The sequence below is a fragment of the Streptomyces sp. NPDC002513 genome (assembly GCF_053595355.1).
Genome location: NZ_JBSFXK010000013.1, coordinates 91,829 through 114,796, shown reverse-complemented (window position 1 = coordinate 114,796; position 22,968 = coordinate 91,829). Strand labels below are relative to the sequence as shown.

Genomic DNA, 22,968 nt, shown 5'->3' with positions numbered 1-22,968 from the left:
CGCCGCCCTGGGCCAGGTGGCCCAATCGCCCGTCGGCACACCGGGTGACACCCCGGGACACCGGGCGGCGCGCGTCGGCCCGGGCAGGGGCGCCGTGAGTCCCGGGAGCGGCTCCTCGGCTCAGGACTCCCGGGCAGCGGCGCGGAGCCGGGCGATTCCCCAGTCCACGCGATCACCCTCGATGTGGACCGCGGCCGTGATCGCCGCCTGACCAACGCCGCGCCCCGACCGGGCGCCTACGGCCCCTCAGGGCGTGTACAGCCCCTCCACCTCCCGGGCGAAGTCCCGCATGATCGCCTCGCGGCGGAGTTTCCTCGACGGGGTCAGATGGCCGGCCTCCTCCGTGAAGTCCACGGGCAGGACCGCGAAGCGGCGGATCGACTCGGGGCGGGAGACCAGTTGGTTGGCCTCGTCCACCGCGCGTTGCAGGACCGCGTGCAACTCCTCGTCGTCGAGCAGGAGTTCCGGCGGTACCGGGTGCTTGCCGATCATCTGGCGCCAGTGGGTGAGCCCCTCCGGGTCGAGGGTGATCAGCGCGCTGACGTAGGGGCGGCCGTCGCCGAGGACCAGGCACTGGGAGATCAGGGGGTGGGACCGGAGCCAGTCCTCCAGCGGGGCCGGGGCCACGTTCTTGCCGCCCGCGGTGATCAGGATCTCCTTCTTCCTGCCGGTGATCGTGAGATAGCCCTCGTCGTCCAGGCGGCCGATGTCACCCGTCGGGAACCAGCCGTCGGGGCCGGCCGGGACCACCCCGCCCGCGTGGGGGTCCCAGTAGCCGCGGAAGACCTGGCCGCCGGACAGCAGCACCTCGCCGTCGGCCGCGATACGCACCCTCGTGCCGGGCAGCGGCCAGCCGACCGTGCCCAGCCGGGGTTTGAGCGGGGGGGTCACGGTGGCGGCGCCGGTCGTCTCCGTCAGGCCGTAGCCCTCGTAGATCCCTATGCCGGCGCCCGCGTAGAAGGCGGCGAGGCGGCGGCCCAGCGGGGAGCCGCCGCAGATGACGTGCCGGACCCTGCCGCCCAGGGCGGCGCGGATGCGGCGGTAGAGGAGGGGGTCGTAGAAGGCGCGGGCCGTCTTCAGGGCGCGGCTCGGGCCGGAGCCGGTGCCGTGCTGGCGGGCCTCCGTCGCCTCGCCGTAGCGGCGGGCCACGTCCGCCGCGCGGTCGAACAGCGCCGCCCGGCCGCCGCGCTCGGCGGCGGCCCGCGCGTTGTTGTAGACCTTCTCCAGCATGTACGGGATGGCCAGCAGGAAGGTCGGCCGGAAGCTCGCCAGGTCGGCCAGCAGGTCCTGCGCCTGCAGGCTCGGCGCGTGGCCGAGCCGTACCCGGGCGCGGATGCAGGCGACCGCCACCATCCGGCCGAAGACGTGCGACAGGGGCAGGAACAGCAGGGTGGACGGCTCGTCGCTGCTCTTCGCGCTGAAGATCGGGTAGAGGAGTTCGGTCGCGTTGTCGACCTCGGCGAGGAAGTTGCCGTGCGTCAGCGCGCAGCCCTTGGGGCGGCCCGTCGTGCCGGAGGTGTAGACGAGGGTGGCCAGGGTGTCCGGGCCCAGGACGCCCCGGCGTACGGAGATCTCCTGGTCGGGCAGCGGCCGGCCCACTTCCGCCAGGCTGTCGACGTGTCCCTTCTCCATCACCCACACATGGCGCAGGTCGGGTATGTGGGGGCGTTCCGGGCCGAGGGCCGCCGCCTGGGCGACCGTCTCCGTCACCAGGGCCGCCACGCCCGCGTCCTGGAGGATCCAGCGGGTCTGGAAGACGGAGGAGGTGGGATAGACGGGGACCGTCACCAGGCCCGCCGCCCAGGCCGCGAAGTCGAGGAGCGTCCACTCGTACGTCGTACGTGCCATGACGGCGATCCGGTCGCCCGGCATCAGGCCCTCGGAGATCAGGCCCTTGGCCACGGCCTGGACCTGGTCGGCGAACTGAGCCGCCGTCACGTCCGTCCAGCCGCCGTCCGCGTCGCGGCGGCTGAGGACCCGGTGGTCGGGTGCCTCGGCCGCGTTCTCGAACGGCAGGTCGGCGAGCGAGCCGTGGGTCACCTGCGGTACCAGCGGGGGCACGTACGCCTCCCGCACCTCCCCGTTCAGCCGCCGGGTCTCCGGCTCCACGAGCACCGGGCCGCCGTCGTGGTCGAGGTCGACCGGGGCGGCGGGGACGGGAGCGGACGAGTACGAGATGGGCATGGGCAGCTCCTGGGGCCTGCAGCGGTGCACTGCTTCGCTGCATGAGGTACGCGCCGAGCGCACCAAGATGTTCAACGGCGGCGCGGCTCGCTGTTACCACCGGTTAGGACCCGGATCGTACGGGCCTCGCGTGGGGAGTCCGTGCGGGTTCGGGGAAGGTCCCGGGATGGTCCGGGGACGGGCCTGTGCGGGTTCGGGACCGATCCGGGGACGGCGGCGCGCTCGCCCCGGCCTCGGCGGCGAAGGGTTCGCCGTGGGTACGGGCCTGGAGGTGCGGCACCGTCCAGCCGTCCGGGTCCCGCGCGGTGTGCGTGAAGAACGCGCGCAGCCCTTCCCGGAGTGGGCGGTCGGCGGGCAGGCCCGCCCCCAAGCTCTCGGCTGCGCTCGACCAGGGAGATATCCCCAGGACACCGGAGCGCACGGCCGCCGTGCGTGCGGCGGCCTCGCGGTGGGGTGAGCCGCCCCGGCGGCCCGAGTCGCGCACCCGGAGGCGGCGCACCCGGGGCGCGTTGCGTCTGCGCCGATGGGCGCGCCCTGCGCCCTGGACCGGCGTTCCGCTACGAAGCCCGGCCCTGGGCCGACGTTCCGCTACGAAATCTGGCCCTGCACCCGCGCCGTGTCGTCGGCCGCGTCCTCCTGGGCGCGGTTCGCCTCGATGTTGGCCTTCATCCGGTCGACCTTCCGCACGACCTGCACGGAGGCCCGGTCCCGCTCCCCGCGAAGCACCACGAAACTGATCGGGGCCGAGATCACCAGGGCGAGCGCGACGATCCACAGGCCGTTGGAGGCGCCGAGGCCGCGCGGCGCGAGGCCCGAGTAGACAAGGCCCCAGACGACCACGAGGCAGCCCGCGAAGATACCGAGGCGCATCAGCGTGTAGCGGAGCATCTCAATCCACTCTTCCGTTCCGTGGGAATCTCCCCATTGGTCACCGTCCAGTGAAGCACGCGCGGCACCCGATCTCGCACGGGGGTGCGGGGCCCCGGACATTCCGGCGGGAGCGACCCGGTCATCCCAGCGGCAGCAGCATCGTGATGTCGTCGCGGTCGTCCCCGGGCGCCACCCGTATCGCCCCGGGCACCCGGCCGACCTCCTTGTAGCCGCAGGAGCCGTAGAAGTGCTCCAGGCCGAGGCCGCCGCGGCAGGTGAGCCGTATCGCCTCGATGCCCGCGACACCGCGCGCCGCGTCCTCGGCGGCGGCCAGCAGGTCGCGGCCGTAGCCCTTGCCCTGGTGCCGCGGGTGCACCATCACCGTGTAGAGCCACAGCCAGTGCGTCATCAACCGGTGCGTGTTGGAGGTGAGGAACGCGGTCGCGGCCACCCGCCCCTGCGGGTCGAGCCCGACGAGCAGCCGGGTGCGTCCCTCGCTCATCGCCGTCAGGTGCCTGAGCAGCTCGGGCCGTACCACCTCCCGGGTGACCGGCGGCACGAATCCGACGGCCCCGCCGGCGTTGGACACATCCGTCCACAGATCGACGACGCCGTCGCGCAGGGCGGGCGTCATGGGCGGATCGAGGACGAAGGTAAGGGGCATAGGACGAGACTATCTATTACGCGATTGCGGGCTCAAGCAAGTGTGGCGGCCGTCACCCCGGCACCCCCTCGCCCCACAGACCAGCAGGTCCCGGCGGCGTCGGACCCCCGCGCCCAGGTGGCGCGACGCCGTGTCAGGGGGCGTGTCAGGGCGGTGACAGGGGGGTGTCAGGCCCGGTGGCGACGGTGGGGGCATGAAAAGTTCGGCGATCGCAGTTTCAGGGCTGCGGAAGGCATTTGGGGACAAAGTCGTGCTCGACGGCATCGACTTCGATGTTGCCCCGGGATCGGTGTTCTCCCTGCTCGGCCCGAACGGGGCGGGCAAGACGACGGCGGTGAACATCCTGGCGACGCTGATGAGAGCCGACGCCGGGACGGTGCGCGTCGGCGGGCACGACGTGGTGACCGGGACCAAGAAGGTGCGCTCGGTCATCGGCGTGACCGGTCAGTTCGCCGCGGTGGACGAGCTGCTGTCGGGCCGGGAGAACCTGCGGCTGATGGCGGACCTGAGGCGGGTGCGTTCCGGTGACCAGGTGGTCACCGGGCTGCTGGAGCGGTTCGATCTGGCGGAGTCGGCGGACCGGAGGTCATCGACCTACTCCGGCGGAATGCGCCGGAAGCTGGACCTGGCGATGACGCTGGTCGGCAACCCGCAGATCATCTTCCTGGACGAGCCGACGACGGGGCTGGACCCGCGCAGCCGGCGCACGATGTGGGGGATCGTCCGCGAGTTGGTGGCCGACGGCACCACCATCTTCCTCACCACCCAGTACCTCGAGGAAGCCGACCAGCTCGCCGACCGCATCGCGGTGCTCGACCAGGGCCGCCTGGTCGCCCAGGGCACCCCCGAGGAACTCAAGCGCCAGGTCCCCGGCACCCACGTCCGGCTCCGGTTCGCCGCCCTCGACGAACTCGACAAGGCGGCGCGGGTCCTGGCCGGGTCCACGCGGGACGACCAGGAGCTGACCCTGCGGGTGCCCGGCAACGGTGACTCGAAGTCGCTGCGGGCCCTGCTGGACCGGCTCGACGAGCACATGATCGATGCCCAGGAGTTCTCCGTGCACACACCGGACCTCGACGACGTCTTCCTCGCCCTGACCGGGCGCACGAGCACGGAGGCGGTCGCACAGTGAGCAGTGTCTCGACGGCGTTGGCCGACTCGGCGATCATGTTGCGCCGCAACCTCAAGCACACCCTGCGGAACCCGCTCGTGATGTTCAACGCGGTCCTGTTCCCGATTGTGATCATGGTCATGTTCGTCAAGGTGTTCGGTGGCGCCTTCAGCGTCGGTGAACACTACGTCGACTACGCGACACCGGGCATGCTCGTGATGGCCGTCAGCTACGGGCTGGGGTCCACCGCGACGGCCGTGAACGACGACATGAGCAAGGGCATCATCAACCGCTTCAAGGCCATGGACGTCTCCCGCGGTGCCGTGCTGACCGGGCAGGTCTTCGTCACCACGGTGCGCTGCCTGGTGGCCGACGCCGCCATCGTCGGGGTGGCCTTCGCGATGGGGTTCGACCCGGGCGCGAGCGCCCTCGACTGGCTCGGCGTGCTCGGTCTCGTCGTGCTGCTCACCGTCGGGGCGAGCTGGCTCACCGTCGCCCTGGGGCTGGCCGCGAAGACCGCGGAGTCGGCGGGCCTGGCCACCGTGCCGCTGATCATGCTGCCGTTCCTGAGCAGCGCGTTCGTCCCCGCGGACACGATGGGGGCCGGCGTGCGGCAGTTCGCGGAGTACCAGCCCTTCACCCCGATCATCGAGACGCTGCGCGGGCTGCTGTCGGGCCACCACGCGTCGACCGGCCACACGGTCGCGGCCCTCGCCTGGTGCGCCGGGTTCGCGATCGTCGGCTACGTGTGGGCGGTCTCCACGTTCAAGAAGCGAGCGTGACCTCGACCAGCTGAGACCAGCCGGTCCGCGTCCCTTCCCGAGCCGCCTCGGCGAACCCCGCGTCGCCGAGGCGGCGCCGCGCGGTCTGCTCGATCCGGGCCACGTCCGGGTCGGAACGGTCCCGCAGGCCGCGTACGCCCGCGCTCGCCGCGAGCAGCCGCGCGGCCTGCTCGTGCTCGTCGCGGCGCAGTGCCAGGTCCGCGACCCCGACGAGCACCCCCGCGATCAGCGGTGCGTGTCCCGCCTCGGACGCCGCCTCGCAGGCCGCCGCGCGGTGCGCCCGGGCCTCGCCGAGGTCGTCGGCGAGGTAGCCCAGCAGGTGGTGCATCATCGCGCGGATGCTCGCCTGCTCCGCCTCGTCGCCCCATACGGCCGCCGCGACGCCGAGTTGCCGGTGCGCCTCCTCGGTGTTGCCGCCCCACCGGGCGAGTTCCGCCTTCGCGAGGGCCAGCTCGGCCAGCGCGCCCGGCCAGGTGACCCGCTCCGCGCACCGCTGCGCCTCGGCGATGGCGGCCGCGCCGGCGTCCTCGTCGCCCAGCAGCCAGTACAGCTGCGCCTGCCGCGACCGCATCCGGATGACGTCCTCGGTGGCCCCGACCTCGGTGACGACCGCGATCGCCTGCTCGTAGTGCTCGCACGCCCCGGCGAAGTCGCCGCGCACGGCGATGCGGTCCGCCAGTTCCGTCAGGGCGAACGAGATCCCGAACCGCTCGCCGAGCGCCCGGAACTCGCCGAGCGCCTGCTCCAGGTACGCGTCGGCGTCCCGGCCGTCCTGGCCGTCCCGGCCGAGGATGATCCGCATCTTGCCCAGGTGCAGCCGGGCCAGCGCGCGCACCCAGGGGTCCTCGTCGTCGAGCAGCGGTTCGAACGCGGGCAGGAACGCGTCGGGCGCCTGCAGCATGCGTTCCAGCGCGGAGACGAGCCCCAGGAGCGAGTTGCGGCGCGGGATGAGCCGGCTGAACCGGTACGCCTTGTGGATCCACTCCGCGGCCTGGTGTTCGTCGCCCCGCCCGGAGCTCACGAACAGCACGACCAGCGCGTACACCGTGGCCCGGACCTCATCGGTCGCCTCGCCGGGCGTCTCGGCGGCCGCGGTGATCAGCTCCATGCCTTCGGCCTTGTGGCCGCTGAGCCACCAGTACCAGCCGGCGGCCGCCGCGAGCCGCATCGCCGCCTGCGCCTCGCCCGCCGCGAGCGCGCCGCGCATGGCCGCACCGATGTTGTCGTGCTCGGTCTCCAGCGTGGCGAGCCACTCCAGTTGCTCGGCGCGGCGCAGATGCGGCTCCGCGGTCTCGGTGAGTTCGGTGAAGTAGGCGAGGTGCGCGTGGCGCGCCAGGTCCGACTCCCCCGCCTCCGCGAGCCGGTGTCCGGCGTACTCCTTGATCGTGCCGATCATGCGGTAGCGCGGTGCGCTCTCGCCCTCGGCGAGCACCAGCGACTTCTCGGTCAGCGCGGTGAGCAGCTCGAGCGTCTGCTCCTGCTCGACCGCGTCGCCCGCGCAGACCCGTTCGGCCGCTTCCAGGCTCGCCCCGCCGGAGAACACCGAGAGCCTGCGCAGGACCGTCCGTTCGGCGTCGGTGAGCAACTCCCAGCTCCAGTCGACCGCCGCGCGCAGCGTCTTGTGCCGCGGCAGCGCGGTCCGGCTGCCGCTGGTCAGCAGGCGGAACCGGTCGTCGAGCCGGTGGGCGAGCTGGTCGATGGACATGGTGCGCAACCGGGCCGCGGCCAGTTCGATCGCCAGCGGCATCCCGTCCAGCGCCCGGCAGACGCGCACCATCGTCGCCAGCGTGCGGGCGTCGACCGCGAGATCCCGGCGCACCGCCCCGGCCCGGTCCCGCAGCAACCGGACGGCGGGTGAGGACGCGATCTCGCCCGGCTCCGCGTCCCCCTCCGGCAGGGCCAGCGGCTCGATGGGCCACAGCGCCTCCCCGGTGATGCCGAGCGGTTCCCGGCTCGTCGCCAGGATCCGCAGCCGCCGGCACTCCCCGAGCACCCGGTGGGCGAACACCGCCGCGGACTCGATCACATGCTCGCAGTTGTCCAGGATCAGCAGCGCCTCCCGCTCGCGGATCGCGGCGATGAGCCGGTCCGTCAGCTCCGCGTTCGGGGCCCCGCCGAGCAGGGCGTCCCGCAGGCCCAGCCCGGCGAGCGCCGACTGCGCCACGTCGCCGTCCGGGCCGATGGCGGCGAGCTCCACCAGCCAGGCCCCGTCCGGCAGGTCGCCCAGCAGCGTGCGCGCGGTCTCCGTGGCCAGCCTGGTCTTCCCCGAGCCGCCCGGCCCGATCACGGTGGTGAGCCGGTGCTCGGCTATGAGTTCGCGGGCCGCGGCGACATCGGCACCCCTGCCGACGAACGTGGTCAGCTCGGCGCGCAGGTTGGTCCTGCGGCTCTCCGCACGCCGTCCCAGCTCGCCCCGCAGCAGCGCGACGTGCACCGCGGACAGCTCCGGCGAGGGGTCGACGCCCAGTGCGTCGGCCAGGGCCTCCCTCGCGCGCTGGTACACCAGCAGCGCCTCGCTGTCGCGACCGGCCGCGGCGAGGGCCCGCATCAGCGCGGCGACGAGCCGTTCCCGCACCGGGTGCGCGGCCACCAGGTCGGTCAGCTCCGTGACCACCTCCGCACCGCGCCCGAGGGCGACCTCCGCGTCGAGCCGCTCCTCCGTGGCGGTCAGGCGCAGCCCCTCGAGCCGGACGGCCGCGGCGTCGAACGCGGCGCTGTCCTGCAGACCGACGTCCTGCATGGCCGCACCGCGCCACAGCTCCAGGGCCTCGCGCAGCAGCCGCGCCCGCCGGGAGGCGTCCTCGGCGCGGGCCCGGCCCGCGATGACGAGGCGTTCGAAGCGCACGGCGTCGACGGCGTCGGGCTCCACCGTCAACCGGTAGCCGTCCGTCTGCCCCTCGACCACCCCGTCCGGCAGTGCCTTCCGCAGCCGGGAGACCAAGCGCTGCAGGGCGTTCGTCGCATCGGCGGGCGGGTGCTCGCCCCAGATCCAGTCGACGAGCGACGCCTTGGGAACCACGTGACCCGGCTTGAGCGCGAGGGCGATGAGCAGTCCGCGCAGCCGTGCGCCCGGCACGTCGGCCAAGCCGCCGTCGTCCGTGCGCACTTCCAGGGGGCCCAGCATCCCGATCTGCACCCGCTGATTTTGCCATGGGTGTTCGACGGGCATCCTGGGACCGGCAACGTCTCGCCGACCGGTGGCCGGGCATCGAAAGGGCGGGAAGGGATCACACCCGCATCGGCTGGGGCGCGTCACGACGGGCCGGGTCCGGGCCCTCGTACTCGCGGATGATCTCGTACCGCGTGTTCCGCTCCACGGGCCTGAAGCCCGCGTCCCGGATCAGGTCGAGCAGATCCTCGCGGGTCAGCTTGTTCGGCGTGCCGTAGTTGTCCGCGTCGTGTGTGATCTTGTACTCGACGACCGAGCCGTCCATGTCGTCCGCGCCGTGCTGGAGGGCCAGTTGCGCGGTCTGCACGCCGTGCATGACCCAGAAGACCTTGACGTGCGGGACGTTGTCGAAGAGCAGCCGGGAGACCGCGAAGGTCTTCAGCGCCTCCGCACCCGTCGCCATCTGGGTGCGCGCCTGGAGGCGGTTGCGGACCTTGCCGTCCTTCATGTCCACGAAGTCGTGCTGGTAGCGCAGCGGGATGAAGACCTGGAAACCGCCCGTCTCGTCCTGCAACTCCCGCAGGCGCAGCACATGGTCGACGCGGTGACGCGGCTCCTCGATGTGGCCGTACAGCATGGTGCACGGGGTCTTCAGACCCTTCTCGTGCGCCAGGCGGTGGATGCGCGACCAGTCCTCCCAGTGGGTGCGGTGGTCGACGATGTGCTGCCGGACCTCCCAGTCGAAGATCTCGGCGCCGCCGCCGGTGAGCGACTCCAGGCCCGCGTCGATCAGTTCGTCGAGGATCTCGGACGCGCTCAGCCCGGAGATGGTCTCGAAGTGGTGGATCTCCGTCGCGGTGAACGCCTTCAGCGAGACGTCCGGCAGGGCGGCCTTCAGCTCGCGCAGCGACCGCGGGTAGTAACGCCACGGCAGGTTCGGGTGCAGGCCATTGACGATGTGCAGCTCGGTGAGGTGGTCCGACTCCATCGCCTTGGCGAGCTTGACCGCCTCCTCGATGCGCATCGTGTACGCGTCCTTCTCGCCCGGCTTGCGCTGGAACGAGCAGTACGCGCAGGACGCGGTGCACACGTTCGTCATGTTGAGGTGACGGTTGACGTTGAAGTGGACCACGTCACCGTTCTTGCGCGTGCGCACCTCGTGTGCGAGGCCGCCGAGCCAGGCGAGGTCGTCCGACTCGTACAGCGCGATGCCGTCCTCGCGGGTCAGCCGCTCACCGGCCCGGACCTTGTCCTCCAGCTCGCGCTTGAGCCCGACATCCATGCTTCTGCCTCTCCCTTTGGACGAACCGACCCCACCGTACCTCCCACCCCGCGGACGGGCGGCACCTCCACCTGGCGCCTACGGCGCCTCCGGAAGCTCCCCCACCCGGTTCTCCCACTTCGTGGACAGCACGATGGTGGTCCGCGTGCGGGAGACGCCCTTGGTGCCGGACAGCCGGCGGATGGTCCTCTCCAGACCGTCCACGTCGCTCGCGCGCACCTTGAGCATGAACGAGTCGTCGCCGGCGATGAACCAGCAGTCCTCGATCTCCTGAAGGTCCTTCAGCCGGTGCGCCACGTCCTCGTGGTCCGCGGCGTCGGAGAGCGAGATGCCGATGAGGGCGGTGACCCCGAGGCCGAGGGAGGCCGCGTCGACGGTCGCGCGGTAACCGGTGATGACCCCGGCCGCCTCAAGGCGGTTGATGCGGTCGGTGACGCTGGGCCCGGACAGGCCTACGAGGCGTCCCAGCTCCGCGTAGGAGGCCCGGCCGTTCTCCCTCAGGGCCTGGATGAGCTGCCTGTCCACCGCGTCCATGCGATCGAAGCCTTCCGCTGAAGAGGTCTGAAGAGGTCTGATACATCGGATACAGGGGTCCGAAGAGGTCTGAAGAGGTCCTGAAAGTACTGCGGGCTGCCGCGACGTGTCCGGTGGGCCGCCCGGCCGGCTCTCACGTCGGCCGGCTCCCACCGCCCAGTTCGCCCTTCCAGCGCCGGTAGAGCCCGTGCTCCACGCCCACCGCGTCGAGCACCCGCCCGGCCACGAAGTCCACCAGGTCCTGGATGTGCGCGGCCCCGGCGTAGAAGGCGGGCGAGGCGGGCACCACGACCGCGCCCGCGTCGTCCAGCGTCACCAGGTGGCGCAGCGTCTGACCGTTCAACGGGGCCTCCCGTACGGCCACGGCCAGCGGACGGCCCTCCTTCAGGGTCACGCTCGCCGCCCGCTGCAGCAGGTCCTTCGACAGCCCGAGCGCGACCCCCGCCACGCACGCCGTCGAGGCCGGCACGATCAGCATCCCCTTGGCCGGATAGGACCCGGAGGACGGCCCGGCGGCGAAGTCGCCGGCGCTCCAGTGCCGTACCCCCGTGAGGTCCGCGTCGAAGGTCCCGGGCTTCCCGTCGGCGCCGCGGGACAGCCAGGCCCGCAGGTCGTCCTGCCAGTGGGCGTCCCGGAACGGCAGGCCCGTCTCGTCGAGCAGGGTGAGCCGGGAGGCCCGGCTGACCACGAGGTCGACGCTCTCCCCCGCATCGAGGAGTCCACGCAGCACCGCAGCGGCATACGGGGTGCCGGATGCGCCGGACACACCTACGATCCAAGGCGTACGCGGCGTCTCTCCTTGCTTGGCTGGGTTCACGACCCCGAGCCTATCCGGCGTCGGGAGCGGGCCACCGGCCAAGGGTCCAGGCCGGGCGAACGTCCTGGTCCGGCCTCGGGACGCAGGCGGTCGACGCCCGGGACGGTCACGGTGGCCTCCCCTGGTCCCCGCCCTCGAGGGCAGGCCGCACGGTGTTCAGACGGTCAGACCCCGAACCAGGAGGTCGAGCAGCGCGCACACGAACAGGGCAATCCCGATGAACCCGTTGACGCTGAAGAACGCGCGGTTCAGACGGCTCAGGTCGTGGGGCCGCACGATCGAGTGCTCGTAGACGAAGGCGCCCGCGACGATCACCAGGCCGAGCCAGAAGAAGAGGCCCGCGCCGGTCACGACCCCGTACCAGACGAACAGCGCCGTCACGATCGCGTGGCAGACCCGGGCGGCCCAGATCGCCGCCGGGATGCCGAAGCGGGCCGGCACCGACATGACCCCGATCTCGCGGTCCGTCTCCACGTCCTGGCAGGCGTAGATCAGGTCGAAGCCGCCGATCCAGATGCCGACCGCGAGACCGAGGATCACCGCGTCCCAGTCCCACCTGCCGCTGATCGCCAGCCAGCCGCCGACCGGGCCCATCGCCTGGGCCAGGCCCAGGATGGCCTGCGGGAAGTTCGTGAACCTCTTGCCGTACGGGTACACCACCATCGGGATCACCGCGATGGGAGCCAGGGCCAGGCAGAGGGGGTTCAGCAGGGCCGCCGCACCCAGGAAGACCGCCAGCGCGATCAGGGAGCCGGTCCAGGCGTGGCGGACCGACATCGCTCCGGTCACCAGCTCCCGGTGCGCCGTGCGCGGGTTCCGGGCGTCGATCTCCCGGTCGATGATCCGGTTGACCGCCATGGCGAACGTCCGCAGACCCACCATGCAGACGGTGACCAGCAGCAGCCGTCCCCAGTGGATGTTCCGGTCCCACTGGTACATCGCGGTCAGCGAGGCGATGTACGCGAAGGGCAGGGCGAAGACGGAGTGCTCGATCATCACCAGGCGCAGGAACGCCTTGGTGCGTCCCGGCTGCGGGATGGCGGCGGAAGCGCTGCTCACAGGCCGTACTCCTTCCAGCGTCGCGTCACCCGTTCGGATGTCTCCGGGTCGGAGAGAACCATGTCGGGCCAGCCGCCGTCCCTGGTGTACCCCTCCTCGGGCCACTTCTTCGTCGCGTCGATGCCCGCCTTGCCGCCCCAGAACTGCTGGTAGGAGGCGTGGTCGAGATGGTCGACGGGGCCCTCGACGACGGTGAGGTCACGGGCGTAGTCCGTGTTGCCGAGGGCACGCCAGGCGACCTCGTGCAGATCGTGCACGTCGCAGTCGGAGTCGACGACCACGATCAGCTTCGTCAGCGACATCATGTGCGCGCCCCAGATGGCGTGCATCACCTTCTGGGCGTGCTTGGGGTACTTCTTGTCGATCGACACGATCGCGCAGTTGTGGAAGCCGCCGGCCTCGGGGAGGTGGTAGTCCACGATGTCCGGCACGATGATCTTGAGGAGCGGCAGGAAGAAGCGCTCGGTGGCCCGGCCGAGCGGCCCGTCCTCCGTCGGGGGGCGGCCCACCACGATCGACTGGAGCAGCGGGCGCTTGCGCATGGTGACGCAGTCGATCCTCAGGGCCGGGAAGGGCTCCTGGGGGGTGTAGAAGCCGGTGTGGTCGCCGAACGGCCCCTCGGGGAGCATCTCGCCGGGCTCCAGCCAGCCCTCCAGGACGACCTCGGCGTGGGCGGGAACCTGGAGCGGGACCGTCTTGCAGTCGACCATCTCGATCCGCCGGCCCGCGATGAACCCGGCGAAGAGGTACTCGTCGATGTCGCCCGGCAGCGGCGCGGTCGAGGCGTACGTCACGGCGGGCGGACATCCGAAGGCGATGGCGACCGGCAGCCGCTCGCCGCGCCGGGCCGCCACCTGGTAGTGGTTGCGGCTGTCCTTGTGGATCTGCCAGTGCATGCCGATCGTGCGCTTGTCGTGGCGCTGGAGGCGGTACAGCCCGAGGTTGCGGATCCCGGTCTCCGGGTCCTTGGTGTGGGTGAGCCCGAGGTTGAAGAAGGACCCGCCGTCCTTCGGCCAGGTGAACAGGGCGGGGAGGGCGTCGAGGTCGACGTCGTCGCCGTGCAGGACGACCTCCTGCACCACAGCGCTGTCCGGCTTGACCTTCCTCGGCGGCACATGGGCCATCGCGCCGAGCTTCCCGAAGGCCTCGCGGATCCCGACGAACCCGTGCGGCAGCTCGGGCCGGAGCAGTCCGCCGATCTTGTCGGAGATCTCGCCGTACGACGTCAGTCCGAGCGCCTTCAGCAGGCGGCGGTCGGTGCCGAACACGTTCATGGCCAGCGGCATGCGCGACCCGCGCACGTTCTCGAAGAGCAGCGCGGGCCCGCCCGACTTCTGCACCCGGTCGACGATCTCCCCGACCTCCAGATAGGGGTCGACCTCGGCTTTGATGCGTTTGAGGTCTCCCTCGCGCTCCAGCGCCCGGAGCAGGGACCGAAGATCGTCGTAAGCCATGCGGTCCAGTATCCGGTACCGGCTAACCTGACCCCGTCACCGGGGCCGTCCCACGCCCCGTCGCCGTCTCCTGGGGGATCGCACCACCATGTTCAGGTATCTGCCCTACCTGCTCGTTCTGGCGCTGTGGATATACGCCTTCATCGACTGCCTGAACACCCCGGAGGAGCAGATCCGGGGGCTGCCCAAGGTGGTCTGGGTCATCATCATCCTGCTCTTCGGCGAGGTGCTGGTCGGCCCGATCGCCTGGCTCGTCGCGGGCAAGGTGCGCCGGGCCCCGGCGAACGGCTCCACGCCCTCCGAGTGGCACCGCAACCACCGTACGGAGTGGGTCGCGCCCGACGACAATCCCGAGTTCCTCAGGTCGCTGAAGGAAGAGAACAAGAAGGACGAAGCGCTGCTGAAGGACTGGGAGGCCGATCTGCGCCGCCGCGAGGAGGAGCTGCGCCGCCGGGACCGCGACGAGGACCCCAGGGACTGAGCGGCCGGGTCCACCCCCGCGCGGCCGGCGGATTCAGGAGGCGGCGAACGTATCGCCCCGAAGGGTTCGGGGAACGGATTCCATATGGGCATATGGAACAAACGGGACAACATGCTGGTGCATGAGACCGAGCCGTACAACGCCGAACCACCCCCCGGCGCCCTCGTGGCGCAGCTCACCCCCCTGGACACCTTCTACAGCCGCAATCACGGGCCGATCCCCCGCATCGACGCGGCCCGCTGGCGGCTGCGGGTGGACGGCCTGGTCGACCGCACAGGTGAATGGTCGATCGACGAACTGCGGCGCCGCTTCCCCGAGCGGACAGTGGTGGCGACACTGCAGTGCGCGGGCAACCGCCGCGCCGACCTCATGGAGTTCCGCGACATACCGGGCCAGGTCCCCTGGGGCCCGGCGGCCACCTCCACCGCGTGCTGGAGCGGGGTGAGCCTGGCGGACGTACTGGCGGAGGCCGGACTGCGGGAGGAGGCGGCCCATATCGCCTTCACCGGCACCGACGTATCGCAGCAGGCCGACCCGCCGGGGCCCTTCGGCGGCTCCCTTCCGGTGGCGAAGGCGCTCTCCGGCGAGGTGCTGCTGGCCTGGGCGATGAACGACGAGACACTGCCCGCCGCGCACGGCGCGCCGCTGCGCGTGGTCGTCCCGGGCTGGATCGGCGCGCGCAGCGTCAAATGGCTCCAGCGCATCACCGCACAGGCCGAACCGTCCGACAACTACTTCCAGACCGAATACAGCATCCTGCCGCCGGAAGCCGATCCGCACACGGCCGGACCGGGCGACGGCATCACGCTGGGCCCGCTCGCCCTCCACTGCGCCATCCTCCAGCCCGGCAAGGACGCCTGGCTCCCTGCCGGGCCGACCGAGATCACCGGCTTCGCCCTCGCCGGGGACGACCGCACCGTGACCCGCGTGGACGTCTCCCCCGACAACGGCAGAAGCTGGACCCACGCCGATCTGGACCCACCGGAGAACCCCTGGACGTGGCAGCACTGGCGCGCCACGCTCACGCTGCCCGTGGGCGAGACGGAGCTTCTCGCCCGCGCCTGGGACTCCACCGGAGCCGTGGAGCCCGAATCGCCGGCGACGGTCTGGAACCCCAGGGGGTACGCCAACAACTCCTGGGCCGGCCTGCACGTCACCTGCCACCCGTGACGGCCGGCTGAAGCGGGGCGATCATCTCCGGCCGACAGCGGACGACTTTCGTCACCCAAACGACACCACGCGCCCTAGTCCGAACCAACTCCCCCTTTTTACACTGCTCTTGGTAGACCTCACAGCAGCACATCGGATCGGACCGCTCCGGGGGGAGACGCGGTGCACAGACCGCTGCACGGCCGGGGGCCGCTGTTCGACACCGACCCGCCCGGCCTCGCTGCGCGGCTCGTCGGTCTGCGTCCGTACCAGCTCCGCTCCTCACCGTACGAACATCAGGGCGACCTGCCGTTCGTGGTGTTCGCGGGCGGGCGCGGGCTCGGCAAGAGCGCCGTGCTCGCCGAGACGCGCACCGCCTACCAGGGGCATACGCCCCTCGCGCTGATCGACGCCGAGGAGGCGCAGTTCGCGGCGCCGCCCCCGGAACGGCCCGGCGAGGCGTGGTCGCCCCTCGCCCAGGCCCTCACGACCATCGCCGAGCAGCTCGCCGAACCGGTGAAAGGCGCGGGACGGATCAATTTCCCGCGGCTCGCCTCGGGGCTGCTCGCCGTCGCGGCGGGCGGCTGGAGCGACCGGGACGTGCCGCGCATCCGGCAGGAGGCCGAGCGGATCCTGCTGCTGAACGACGCCCGGTCCTTCCTCGACGGGTTCGCGGGGCGCTGGGTGGGCAAGGTGGCCGCCAAGCTCATCGCCTCGATGTCGAACACCGGGCCCGTCGTCGAGCCGATCATCGAGGCGACCCTGGAGTCCTTCAGCGAGGGGGTCTCGCCGACCCACCGGCGGCTGCGGAGGGCCGCCACCTGGTACCGGGACTACCCGAACGCGGGCGGCAACCCCAAGCTGGGGCTGATCCTGCTCTCGGGGCACTTCCGGGCGGGCGGCGACTCCCGCACCCACGCCGAGCGCTATCTCGTGCGGGCCCTGCTGGCCGACCTCGACGACGCGTACGCCGGGATGGTGCAGCGCTCCCACCGGCTGGGCCGCCCGGTCGTACTGATCGACAACGTGCAGGCGCCCGCCGGGCGCGGCCTCATGGAGTCCGTCCTGCGCGACCGTGCGGACGGCATCCGCGACCAGGTCGTCCTGTTCTCGGCCCTGCGCGGGTACACCCTCCCCGCCCTCCGGAACGCCGGGCGCCGCGCGCTGCCCGAGGTCGCCCGCACCACCGGCTGGGAGCCGGGTGCCTCCCCGTCCTCCCGCGCACTGGTCGTGACGCTCCCGCCGCTGACGCCCGACGACACCCTGCACATCGTGGGCGCCGCGTGCCAGGGCCGGCAGATGCCGCCCCAGCTTCCGCACGCCACCCACCGGCTGACCGGCGGCAGCCCGCTCGGCATCACCCTGCTCGCCGAGTCGGCCCGGCAGAACCTGCCCCACGGAGCCCGGTCCCTCGGTGCGCTGCTCACCGCGGACGTCGCCCTCCACGCGGACCACGACGGCCGCCCCGCCTACCGGGAACTGCTCGACCGGCTGGTGCCGGGCGGCCGGCTCGACGAGCTGACCGTGCTCGCCGCCGCGCACGACCGGGACTCGGCGCTGGCACTCGCCGAGGAACGGCTCCCGGACGACTTCGGCGCGGCCGGGGTGCTCGGGCTGCAGGAGCGGCTCGCCGAGGAAGGGTGGCCGACGGCGGACGGGCAGTTCGTCGGCGACCCGTTCCTGCGGGCGCTGCTCCTGCTGCGGCTGCACCACCTCGACGCGGGCCACACGCAGTGGCAGGCGGTCCACCGGGCGGTCATCGACCACTACGGCGAACGGGACACCGCGGACGCGGCCCGCTACCGGCTGCACCACGAACTCGCCCTCGGCAAGGCCGACTTCGCGGTGGACGAGCTGCGGGACACCTTCCCGGTCACGGAGGTCGGCGCCTGGCTGTCCGCGCTGGTCTTCATCGCGTCCGCGCCCTACTACCACGCGCACGACCCCGAGGGCCACGACTTCGTCGGCCGCGACCACCGGGCCGCGGTGGCGCTCGGCCGTACGGACCGGGCACTGCGGCCGCCGGAGGGCGTGGACGCCGCCCTGCATCTGCGCGTGCGCCGGCTGCTGCACGCGGTGTGGCAGCTGACCGATCCGCTGGTGCTGCCCGACCCCGAGGTGGCCGAGCGGCTGCGTTTCGAGCTGGAGCAGCTCTCGAATCTGCGGCCCGGCGGCACGACCCTGCTGTGGCGCGCCTCCCGCGACTGGCCCGCGGACGCGCTGGCCGGCCGTCCCCTGCGCGTCCCGGGCGAGGACGAGGGGCAGGAGTGACGGGCGTGGCTCACGTGGCCGGTGGTACGGAAGCGGCGAGCGGTACGGGAGCGGCGGACGTCAGGGGCATGCCCTGCGGTCCGGGGACGACGGGCACGACGGGTTCGTACGAGGACGGGGGTCGGTGATGGCGGTACGGCTGTGGAGATGGCTGCGCGAGGACGTCTGGGAGATTCGCTTCCGCCGGTATGTGGCGCTGCTGCTGGCCGCGGTGGTCGTGGCCGCCGCCGTGTGGTCCGGTCTCGTGATGACCAAGGAGGACCGTTCGTGCGCGCCGGGGGTGTCCCGTCCCCAGGACAGCGACGACTGCGTGGGGGTGTCGGCGACGGCGTACGACTTCGGGCGTTCCCGGTTCACCGCCACCGTGCGGGCGATCGACCGCGAGAACCACCGGCTCAAACCCGGCAGCTATGTGACCGTCGCGCTGTTCCTGCCGTTCACGGCGTCCGCCCCGGCCAGCCTCAACGACATCCAGCACCAGTTGCAGGGCGCCTATCTGGCCCAGTACCAGGCCAACCACGACATCACGGGCCAGTCTCCGTCGATCCGGCTCGTCCTCGCCAACCCCGGTGCGGACGGGGCGTACTGGCAGACCGTCGTCGACCGGCTGGACGCGATGGCCAAAGGCCCGGACACCCTGCGAGCGGTGGCCGGGATAGGGCAGAGCACCGACCCCAACAAGAAGGCGGTCCAGGCGCTGACCCGGCTCGGCATCCCCGTGGTCGGCACCTCGATCACCGCCGACGACCTGGCCAACGGACAGGGCGGCACGGACCCCTACCCGGGGCTGGCCCGGGTCTCCCCCACCAACACCGACGAGGCCCGTGCCCTCGCGGCGTTCGCCAAGGTGTCGGGCGGGCGGGCGCTGCTGGTGTACGACAAGCCGGGCGACCCCTACACCCGGACGCTCCAGAACTCCTTCCAGCGGCTGCTGTCCGGGGCGCGGATCGAGGCGCAGTCGTTCACTCCACCCGCCGACCGCACGCAGGACGGCACGACCGGGAACCAGTTCCGGCAGATCGCGTCCCTCGTGTGCGACACCCCGGCGTCCATGAACACGATCCTGTTCGCCGGACGCCACACCCAACTGCGCCAGTTCGTCAACGCGTTGGGGAACCGGGGCTGCACGGACCGCAGGCTCACCGTGCTCACGGGGGACGAGGGGTCGTATCTCACCGGCGACGGAAAGCTCAACCGGGACGCCCTCAACCGGAATCTCGCCGTCCGCTACACCTCGCTGGCCCACCCTGACGCCTGGAAGACGGACACCCCGGCGACGGGCGGCAGCACCGCGGACGCGAAGGCGCTGGACGATCTGCTCGCCCTGAGCAGGAGCGAGCCCGTCGGGCCGATCGGGCCGACGGCCCTGGAGGACGGACAGCTGATCATCGGATACGACGGTATACGGCTCACGGTGCAGGGGCTGCGGGAGGCCACACCGTCCGGGCAGGCCGTACCGCCGCTCGCCGACGTGGTCAACGAGTGGGCGTACATCAAGGGCTCGCACCGGGTGAACGGGGCCAGCGGCTGGATCTGCCTCGACGGACACGGCAACCCCTACGACAAGGCCGTGGCGATCGTGGAACTGACACCGTCGGGCGGATCGCGGTTCGTGAAGCTCGCCTGGCCGGAGGGCAAGCCGCCCGCCAAGGAGTGCCTGCCGCCGGCGTGAGTCCCGTCCCGTCAGAGGACGTCGGCCTCCACGACGGCGAGCAGCCGCTCGAAGCGCTCCCGCCAGCCCGGGTCGACGTCCTGCCCGCTCTCGTGCGTGAAGCGCACGGTGGTGCCCGCCGGGCGGCCCGGCTCCAGGTGGAAGCGGATACGGCCGCGGCCCTCCACGGTGTACTCGGCGACCCGTTCCACGTCCCATGCCGTGATCCGGCCCCGGGCCGTGCCCTCCGGCAGCCGGAGCGCCACCGCCCCGCCGAGCCGTGGCTCGAACGGCTCGGCGGCGGCCAGCCACTCCCCCAGGCCCGCGGAGGTGGCGAGGGCGGGCCAGACCTCCTCCACGGGCCGGGCCAGACGCAGCAGGTAGTGGCGTATGTGCAGATCCCCCCGATGCTCGGCGATGCCCTCTTCGATGGGATTGGTCATGACACCAGCCTGGCCCGGCGGCCCAGGTTCCGCACGTGTGACGGCCGCTCCCCCGCCTGGTCGGCCACGGCCCGCGGGAGCACCGTGCTCACGCCCGTGCCCCTGTCCGTACGACAAAGGCCGGTTTCCGGTGACTCAGGTCACCGGGAACCGGCCTTCGCGGCAGGGAACCGGCCTTCTCCGCGGGGGACCTACACGCCCGCGTAGGAGTGCTTGCCGCCCACGAAGATGTTCACGCCGTAGTAGTTGAACAGCCAGCAGCCGAAGGCGATGAGCGCGATGTACGCGGCCTTGCGGCCCTTCCAGCCGGCCGTGGAGCGGGCGTGCAGATAGCAGGCGTACGCGACCCAGGTGATGAAGGCCCAGGTCTCCTTCGGGTCCCAGCCCCAGTAGCGGCCCCAGGCGGACTCGGCCCAGATGGCGCCCGCGATGATCGTGAACGTCCACAGCGGGAAGACGGCGGCGTTCACGCGGTAGGCGAACTTGTCGAGGGTCGCCGAGGCGGGCAGCCGCTCCAGGACCGAGGTGGCGAAGGCGCCGGGCTTGCCGCCGCCGGCGAGCTTGTTCTCGTAGGAGTCCTTGAAGAGGTAGAGCAGCGTGGCGATCGCGCCGACGTAGAGGACCGCGCCGCAGAAGATCGCGGTGGAGACGTGGATGTACAGCCAGTACGAGTGGAGCGCGGGGACGAGCTGGTCGCTGGCCGTGTAGAGGACGGTGACGGCGAGACCGAGGTCGAGCAGGACCGCGGTGGTGAGGAACAGGCCGAGCCAGCGCACGTTCTTCCGCAGCGCGAGCAGCCCGAGGTACACGCCGACGGCGACCGTGGAGAAGGTGATGTTGAACTCGTACATGTTGCCCCACGGCGCCCGCTCCACGGAGGCCGCGCGGGCGACGACACCGGCCAGCTCCACGAGGAAGGCGAGCACGGTCAGGGCCACGGCGATCCGGCCGTAGAGGTCGCCCTGGACGTCACCGCCGTGGGCGCCGGGACCGTCCGGCACGTCACGGGCGCCGGCCGCGGCGCGGGTCACGACCTTCGGGCGCTCCAGCACCGCGGTGCCCCCGGCCTTGCTGACCGTGACGGCGGGCGCCTGGGCCTGCGGCGCGGCGTCCGCGGTGAGGGCGTGGGCGGTGCGGGCGACCTTGCTGCGGCTGCCGAAGAGCCATTCGGCGATGTACGCGAAGAAGGCCAGGGTGTAGACGGCCATCGCGGAGTAGATCAGCGTGTTGCTGATGTTCGCGAGGTGTTCGTTGGTGGCGGTGGCTAGGGTCACTTCTTCTGAGCCCCTTCAGCGGCGGGTACGGGGGTGTCGGCGCCCGGCTCCTGATCGGGGTCGGCGTCTTCCATCTCGTCGGTCTTGGTGGGTGCCTGGTCGTGGACGAGCGCGGCCAGGTCGCCGAGTTCCTCGGGCAGCTTCGCGGACTCGCTGCGGCCGAGGCCCGCCATCTCCACGACGGTGACCCCGTCGGGGCCGGCCGTGGCCCGCACCCAGACGCGGCGGCGCTGGATGAACAGGGAGCCGGCCAGACCGAAGATCGCGGTGACGGAACCGCCGAGCGCCCAGCCGGTCGCCGGCTGCTGCACGATCTGGAAGCCGGCCCACTCCTTGACCTGTTTGTCGAAGGTGATCGAGCCGTTGCCGCCGGGCAGCCGCATGGTCTCGCCGGGCAGCAGACGGGCCTTGACGAGGTTGCCCTTGGCGTCCTTGAACGGCTTCAGGTTCTTCGTGTCGAGCTGGTACACGTTCTGCGGGATGCCCGAGTTGACGCCCAGGTCGCCGTGGTACGCGGACACCGCGAGCACCGGGAAGTCCAGCGCCGGGAACTGGGAGAACATCGTGCCCTTGCCGGCGCCGGCGAAGGTCGGCACGAAGAAGGCGGCGAAGCCGAGCTGGTCGGGCTGCCCCTGGGCGTTGCGGTAGCCGTCGTAGACCTTGACGGCGCCCTGGGAGGTGACGTTGGAGTCGATCGGCAGCAGCGGCACGGCGCCGCGGAAGACGACGTCGCCCTTGCCGTCGCGGACGGTCACGACGGGCGCGTACCCGTGGCTGACGAGGTAGACCTTCGCGTCGCCGATGTTCAGCGGCTCGTTGACCTTGACGGCGGTCTGCCGGTCCTTGCCGTAGGCGCCCACGTTGTAGGTGATGTTCGCCTGGTACGTGCGCGGGGTGCCCTTGTTGGGGCCGGTGCGCTCGTACGTGCCCGTGAACTTGTTCAGTCGGAAGCTGAACGGCACCAGGTCGTCGTCGGTGAAGAGGTTGCCGGACTTGAAGTCGTCGTACTGGGTGAGGGTGTTGGAGAAACCGTCGCCCTCGACGATCAGCTTGTTGCCCTCGGACTTGAAGAGCTGGCCCCAGGCGAAGGCGATCAGCATCACGATCAGGGCGATGTGGAAGGCCAGGTTGCCGGCCTCCCGCAGATAGCCCTTCTCGGCCGCGACCGCGTCCCCGATGGGGGTCCCTCCCTGCTCGAGCGAAGCCGAGAGCTTGGGGGAGTGCGCCCGGAAGCGGCGCTGCCTGAGCACCTTGAGCGCGACCTCGCGGACCAGCTCGGGGTCGGCGTCGGTGCGCCAGGTCGCGTACGCGGGCAGCCGGGTCAGCCGCTTGGGCGCGGCCGGCGGGCGGCCCCTGAGCTGGCCGACGAACTGCCAGGTGCGCGGGACGATGCAGCCGATGAGCGACACGAACAGCAGGATGTAGATCGCCGAGAACCACACCGAGCTGTACACGTGGAACAGCCCGAGCTTGTCGTAGATCGGGCCCAGCGTCTTGTGGGTGTCCTGGAAGTCCTGCACCTTCAGCGCGTCGGTGCCGGTCTGCGGGATCAGGGAGCCGGGGATCGCACCGAGCGAGAGCAGGAAGAGCAGGATCAGCGCGACCCGCATGGAGGTCAGCTGCCGCCAGAACCAGCGGGCCCAGCCGGTGGCCTCGCGCGCGGTCCAGGTGATCCAGCCCCAGGCGCCGGGCGCCCGGGAGCCGCCGAAGGAGCCGGGCATGACGACCTCGGCGGGGGCGGTGGACAGGCGCGAACCGGCCTCACCGAGATCGCCGTGGGGGGTGGTGTCCGTCGTCTCGCTGTGCACGTCGGTGCTCCGTGTGTCGCTCATG

The 22,968-nt window shown here is 71.7% G+C and carries 18 protein-coding genes and 1 pseudogene; 6 read left to right on the top strand and 13 right to left on the bottom strand.

The features are described 5' to 3' along the window. Nucleotides 1-246: 246 nt before the first annotated feature. From ACWD5Q_RS12275 to ACWD5Q_RS12260, 4 genes and pseudogenes are all read right to left on the bottom strand, one after another. Nucleotides 247-2,184: an AMP-dependent synthetase/ligase gene (locus tag ACWD5Q_RS12275; protein WP_451426924.1), complete on the bottom strand. Its 1,938-nt coding sequence runs from the start codon at nt 2,182-2,184 to the stop codon at nt 247-249. A gap of 223 nt (nt 2,185-2,407) precedes the next feature. Beyond that, nucleotides 2,408-2,632, bottom strand: a pseudogene (locus tag ACWD5Q_RS12270) (hypothetical protein); the annotation flags it as partial. A 140-nt stretch (nt 2,633-2,772) separates the two neighbouring features. Further along, a complete protein-coding gene (locus ACWD5Q_RS12265) occupies nt 2,773-3,072 on the bottom strand; it encodes a DUF4229 domain-containing protein (RefSeq protein ID WP_451426923.1) in 300 nt (99 codons plus the stop codon). A gap of 121 nt (nt 3,073-3,193) precedes the next feature. Next, nucleotides 3,194-3,718 carry an N-acetyltransferase family protein gene (locus ACWD5Q_RS12260; protein ID WP_451426922.1) on the bottom strand — a complete coding sequence of 175 codons (525 nt, stop codon included), beginning with the start codon at nt 3,716-3,718 and terminating at the stop codon, nt 3,194-3,196. A 193-nt stretch (nt 3,719-3,911) separates the two neighbouring features. Here ACWD5Q_RS12260 and ACWD5Q_RS12255 point away from each other — a divergent pair, with 193 nt between their 5' ends. Both ACWD5Q_RS12255 and ACWD5Q_RS12250 read left to right on the top strand, forming a co-directional pair. Then, nucleotides 3,912-4,850 (top strand): ATP-binding cassette domain-containing protein, encoded by a 939-nt coding sequence (locus ACWD5Q_RS12255; RefSeq protein WP_451426921.1) that lies wholly within the window; start codon nt 3,912-3,914, stop codon nt 4,848-4,850. After that, nucleotides 4,847-5,611 (top strand): ABC transporter permease, encoded by a 765-nt coding sequence (locus ACWD5Q_RS12250; protein WP_451426920.1) that lies wholly within the window; start codon nt 4,847-4,849, stop codon nt 5,609-5,611. Before ACWD5Q_RS12255 ends, ACWD5Q_RS12250 begins: the two co-directional genes overlap by 4 nt. Here ACWD5Q_RS12250 and ACWD5Q_RS12245 read toward each other — a convergent pair. From ACWD5Q_RS12245 to ACWD5Q_RS12220, 6 genes are all read right to left on the bottom strand, one after another. Further along, nucleotides 5,595-8,747, bottom strand: a complete 3,153-nt coding sequence (locus ACWD5Q_RS12245) for a BTAD domain-containing putative transcriptional regulator (RefSeq protein WP_451426919.1) — start codon at nt 8,745-8,747, stop codon at nt 5,595-5,597. The two genes, ACWD5Q_RS12250 and ACWD5Q_RS12245, sit on opposite strands and share 17 nt — an antisense overlap. Nucleotides 8,748-8,838: 91 nt before the next feature. Then, nucleotides 8,839-10,002, bottom strand: a complete 1,164-nt coding sequence (gene mqnE / locus ACWD5Q_RS12240) for an aminofutalosine synthase MqnE (protein ID WP_451426918.1) — start codon at nt 10,000-10,002, stop codon at nt 8,839-8,841. Between the two features lie 78 nt (nt 10,003-10,080). Beyond that, nucleotides 10,081-10,536, bottom strand: coding sequence for an Lrp/AsnC family transcriptional regulator (locus ACWD5Q_RS12235; protein ID WP_451426917.1), 456 nt, complete (start codon nt 10,534-10,536; stop codon nt 10,081-10,083). A gap of 133 nt (nt 10,537-10,669) precedes the next feature. Then, nucleotides 10,670-11,353, bottom strand: coding sequence for a UbiX family flavin prenyltransferase (locus tag ACWD5Q_RS12230; protein WP_451426916.1), 684 nt, complete (start codon nt 11,351-11,353; stop codon nt 10,670-10,672). Between the two features lie 156 nt (nt 11,354-11,509). Next, nucleotides 11,510-12,412, bottom strand: coding sequence for a menaquinone biosynthesis prenyltransferase MqnP (mqnP, locus tag ACWD5Q_RS12225; RefSeq protein WP_451426915.1), 903 nt, complete (start codon nt 12,410-12,412; stop codon nt 11,510-11,512). Then, nucleotides 12,409-13,866: a menaquinone biosynthesis decarboxylase gene (locus tag ACWD5Q_RS12220; RefSeq protein WP_451426914.1), complete on the bottom strand. Its 1,458-nt coding sequence runs from the start codon at nt 13,864-13,866 to the stop codon at nt 12,409-12,411. Before ACWD5Q_RS12220 ends, mqnP begins: the two co-directional genes overlap by 4 nt. An 88-nt stretch (nt 13,867-13,954) precedes the next feature. On the opposite strand from ACWD5Q_RS12220, the gene ACWD5Q_RS12215 reads away from it, so the two are divergent. From ACWD5Q_RS12215 to ACWD5Q_RS12200, 4 genes are all read left to right on the top strand, one after another. Beyond that, nucleotides 13,955-14,347, top strand: a complete 393-nt coding sequence (locus ACWD5Q_RS12215) for a PLD nuclease N-terminal domain-containing protein (RefSeq protein WP_451426913.1) — start codon at nt 13,955-13,957, stop codon at nt 14,345-14,347. Between the two features lie 111 nt (nt 14,348-14,458). Continuing rightward, nucleotides 14,459-15,517 carry a sulfite oxidase gene (locus tag ACWD5Q_RS12210; RefSeq protein WP_451426912.1) on the top strand — a complete coding sequence of 353 codons (1,059 nt, stop codon included), beginning with the start codon at nt 14,459-14,461 and terminating at the stop codon, nt 15,515-15,517. A gap of 162 nt (nt 15,518-15,679) precedes the next feature. Further along, nucleotides 15,680-17,767 carry a hypothetical protein gene (locus tag ACWD5Q_RS12205; RefSeq protein ID WP_451426911.1) on the top strand — a complete coding sequence of 696 codons (2,088 nt, stop codon included), beginning with the start codon at nt 15,680-15,682 and terminating at the stop codon, nt 17,765-17,767. A 127-nt stretch (nt 17,768-17,894) separates the two neighbouring features. Further along, nucleotides 17,895-19,439, top strand: coding sequence for an ABC transporter substrate-binding protein (locus ACWD5Q_RS12200; protein ID WP_451426910.1), 1,545 nt, complete (start codon nt 17,895-17,897; stop codon nt 19,437-19,439). 11 nt (nt 19,440-19,450) lie between these two features. Here the strand turns inward: ACWD5Q_RS12200 and ACWD5Q_RS12195 are convergent, their stop codons facing one another. The 3 genes from ACWD5Q_RS12195 to resB form a co-directional block, all read right to left on the bottom strand. Continuing rightward, a complete protein-coding gene (locus ACWD5Q_RS12195; RefSeq protein ID WP_451426909.1) occupies nt 19,451-19,861 on the bottom strand; it encodes an SRPBCC domain-containing protein in 411 nt (136 codons plus the stop codon). A 191-nt stretch (nt 19,862-20,052) separates the two neighbouring features. After that, complete coding sequence (gene ccsB, locus ACWD5Q_RS12190) at nt 20,053-21,135, bottom strand: c-type cytochrome biogenesis protein CcsB (protein ID WP_451426908.1); 1,083 nt, start codon at nt 21,133-21,135, stop codon at nt 20,053-20,055. Beyond that, nucleotides 21,132-22,967: a cytochrome c biogenesis protein ResB gene (resB, locus tag ACWD5Q_RS12185; RefSeq protein WP_451426907.1), complete on the bottom strand. Its 1,836-nt coding sequence runs from the start codon at nt 22,965-22,967 to the stop codon at nt 21,132-21,134. The genes ccsB and resB overlap by 4 nt, the downstream gene beginning before the upstream one ends. Between the last annotated feature and the right edge of the window lies 1 nt (nt 22,968).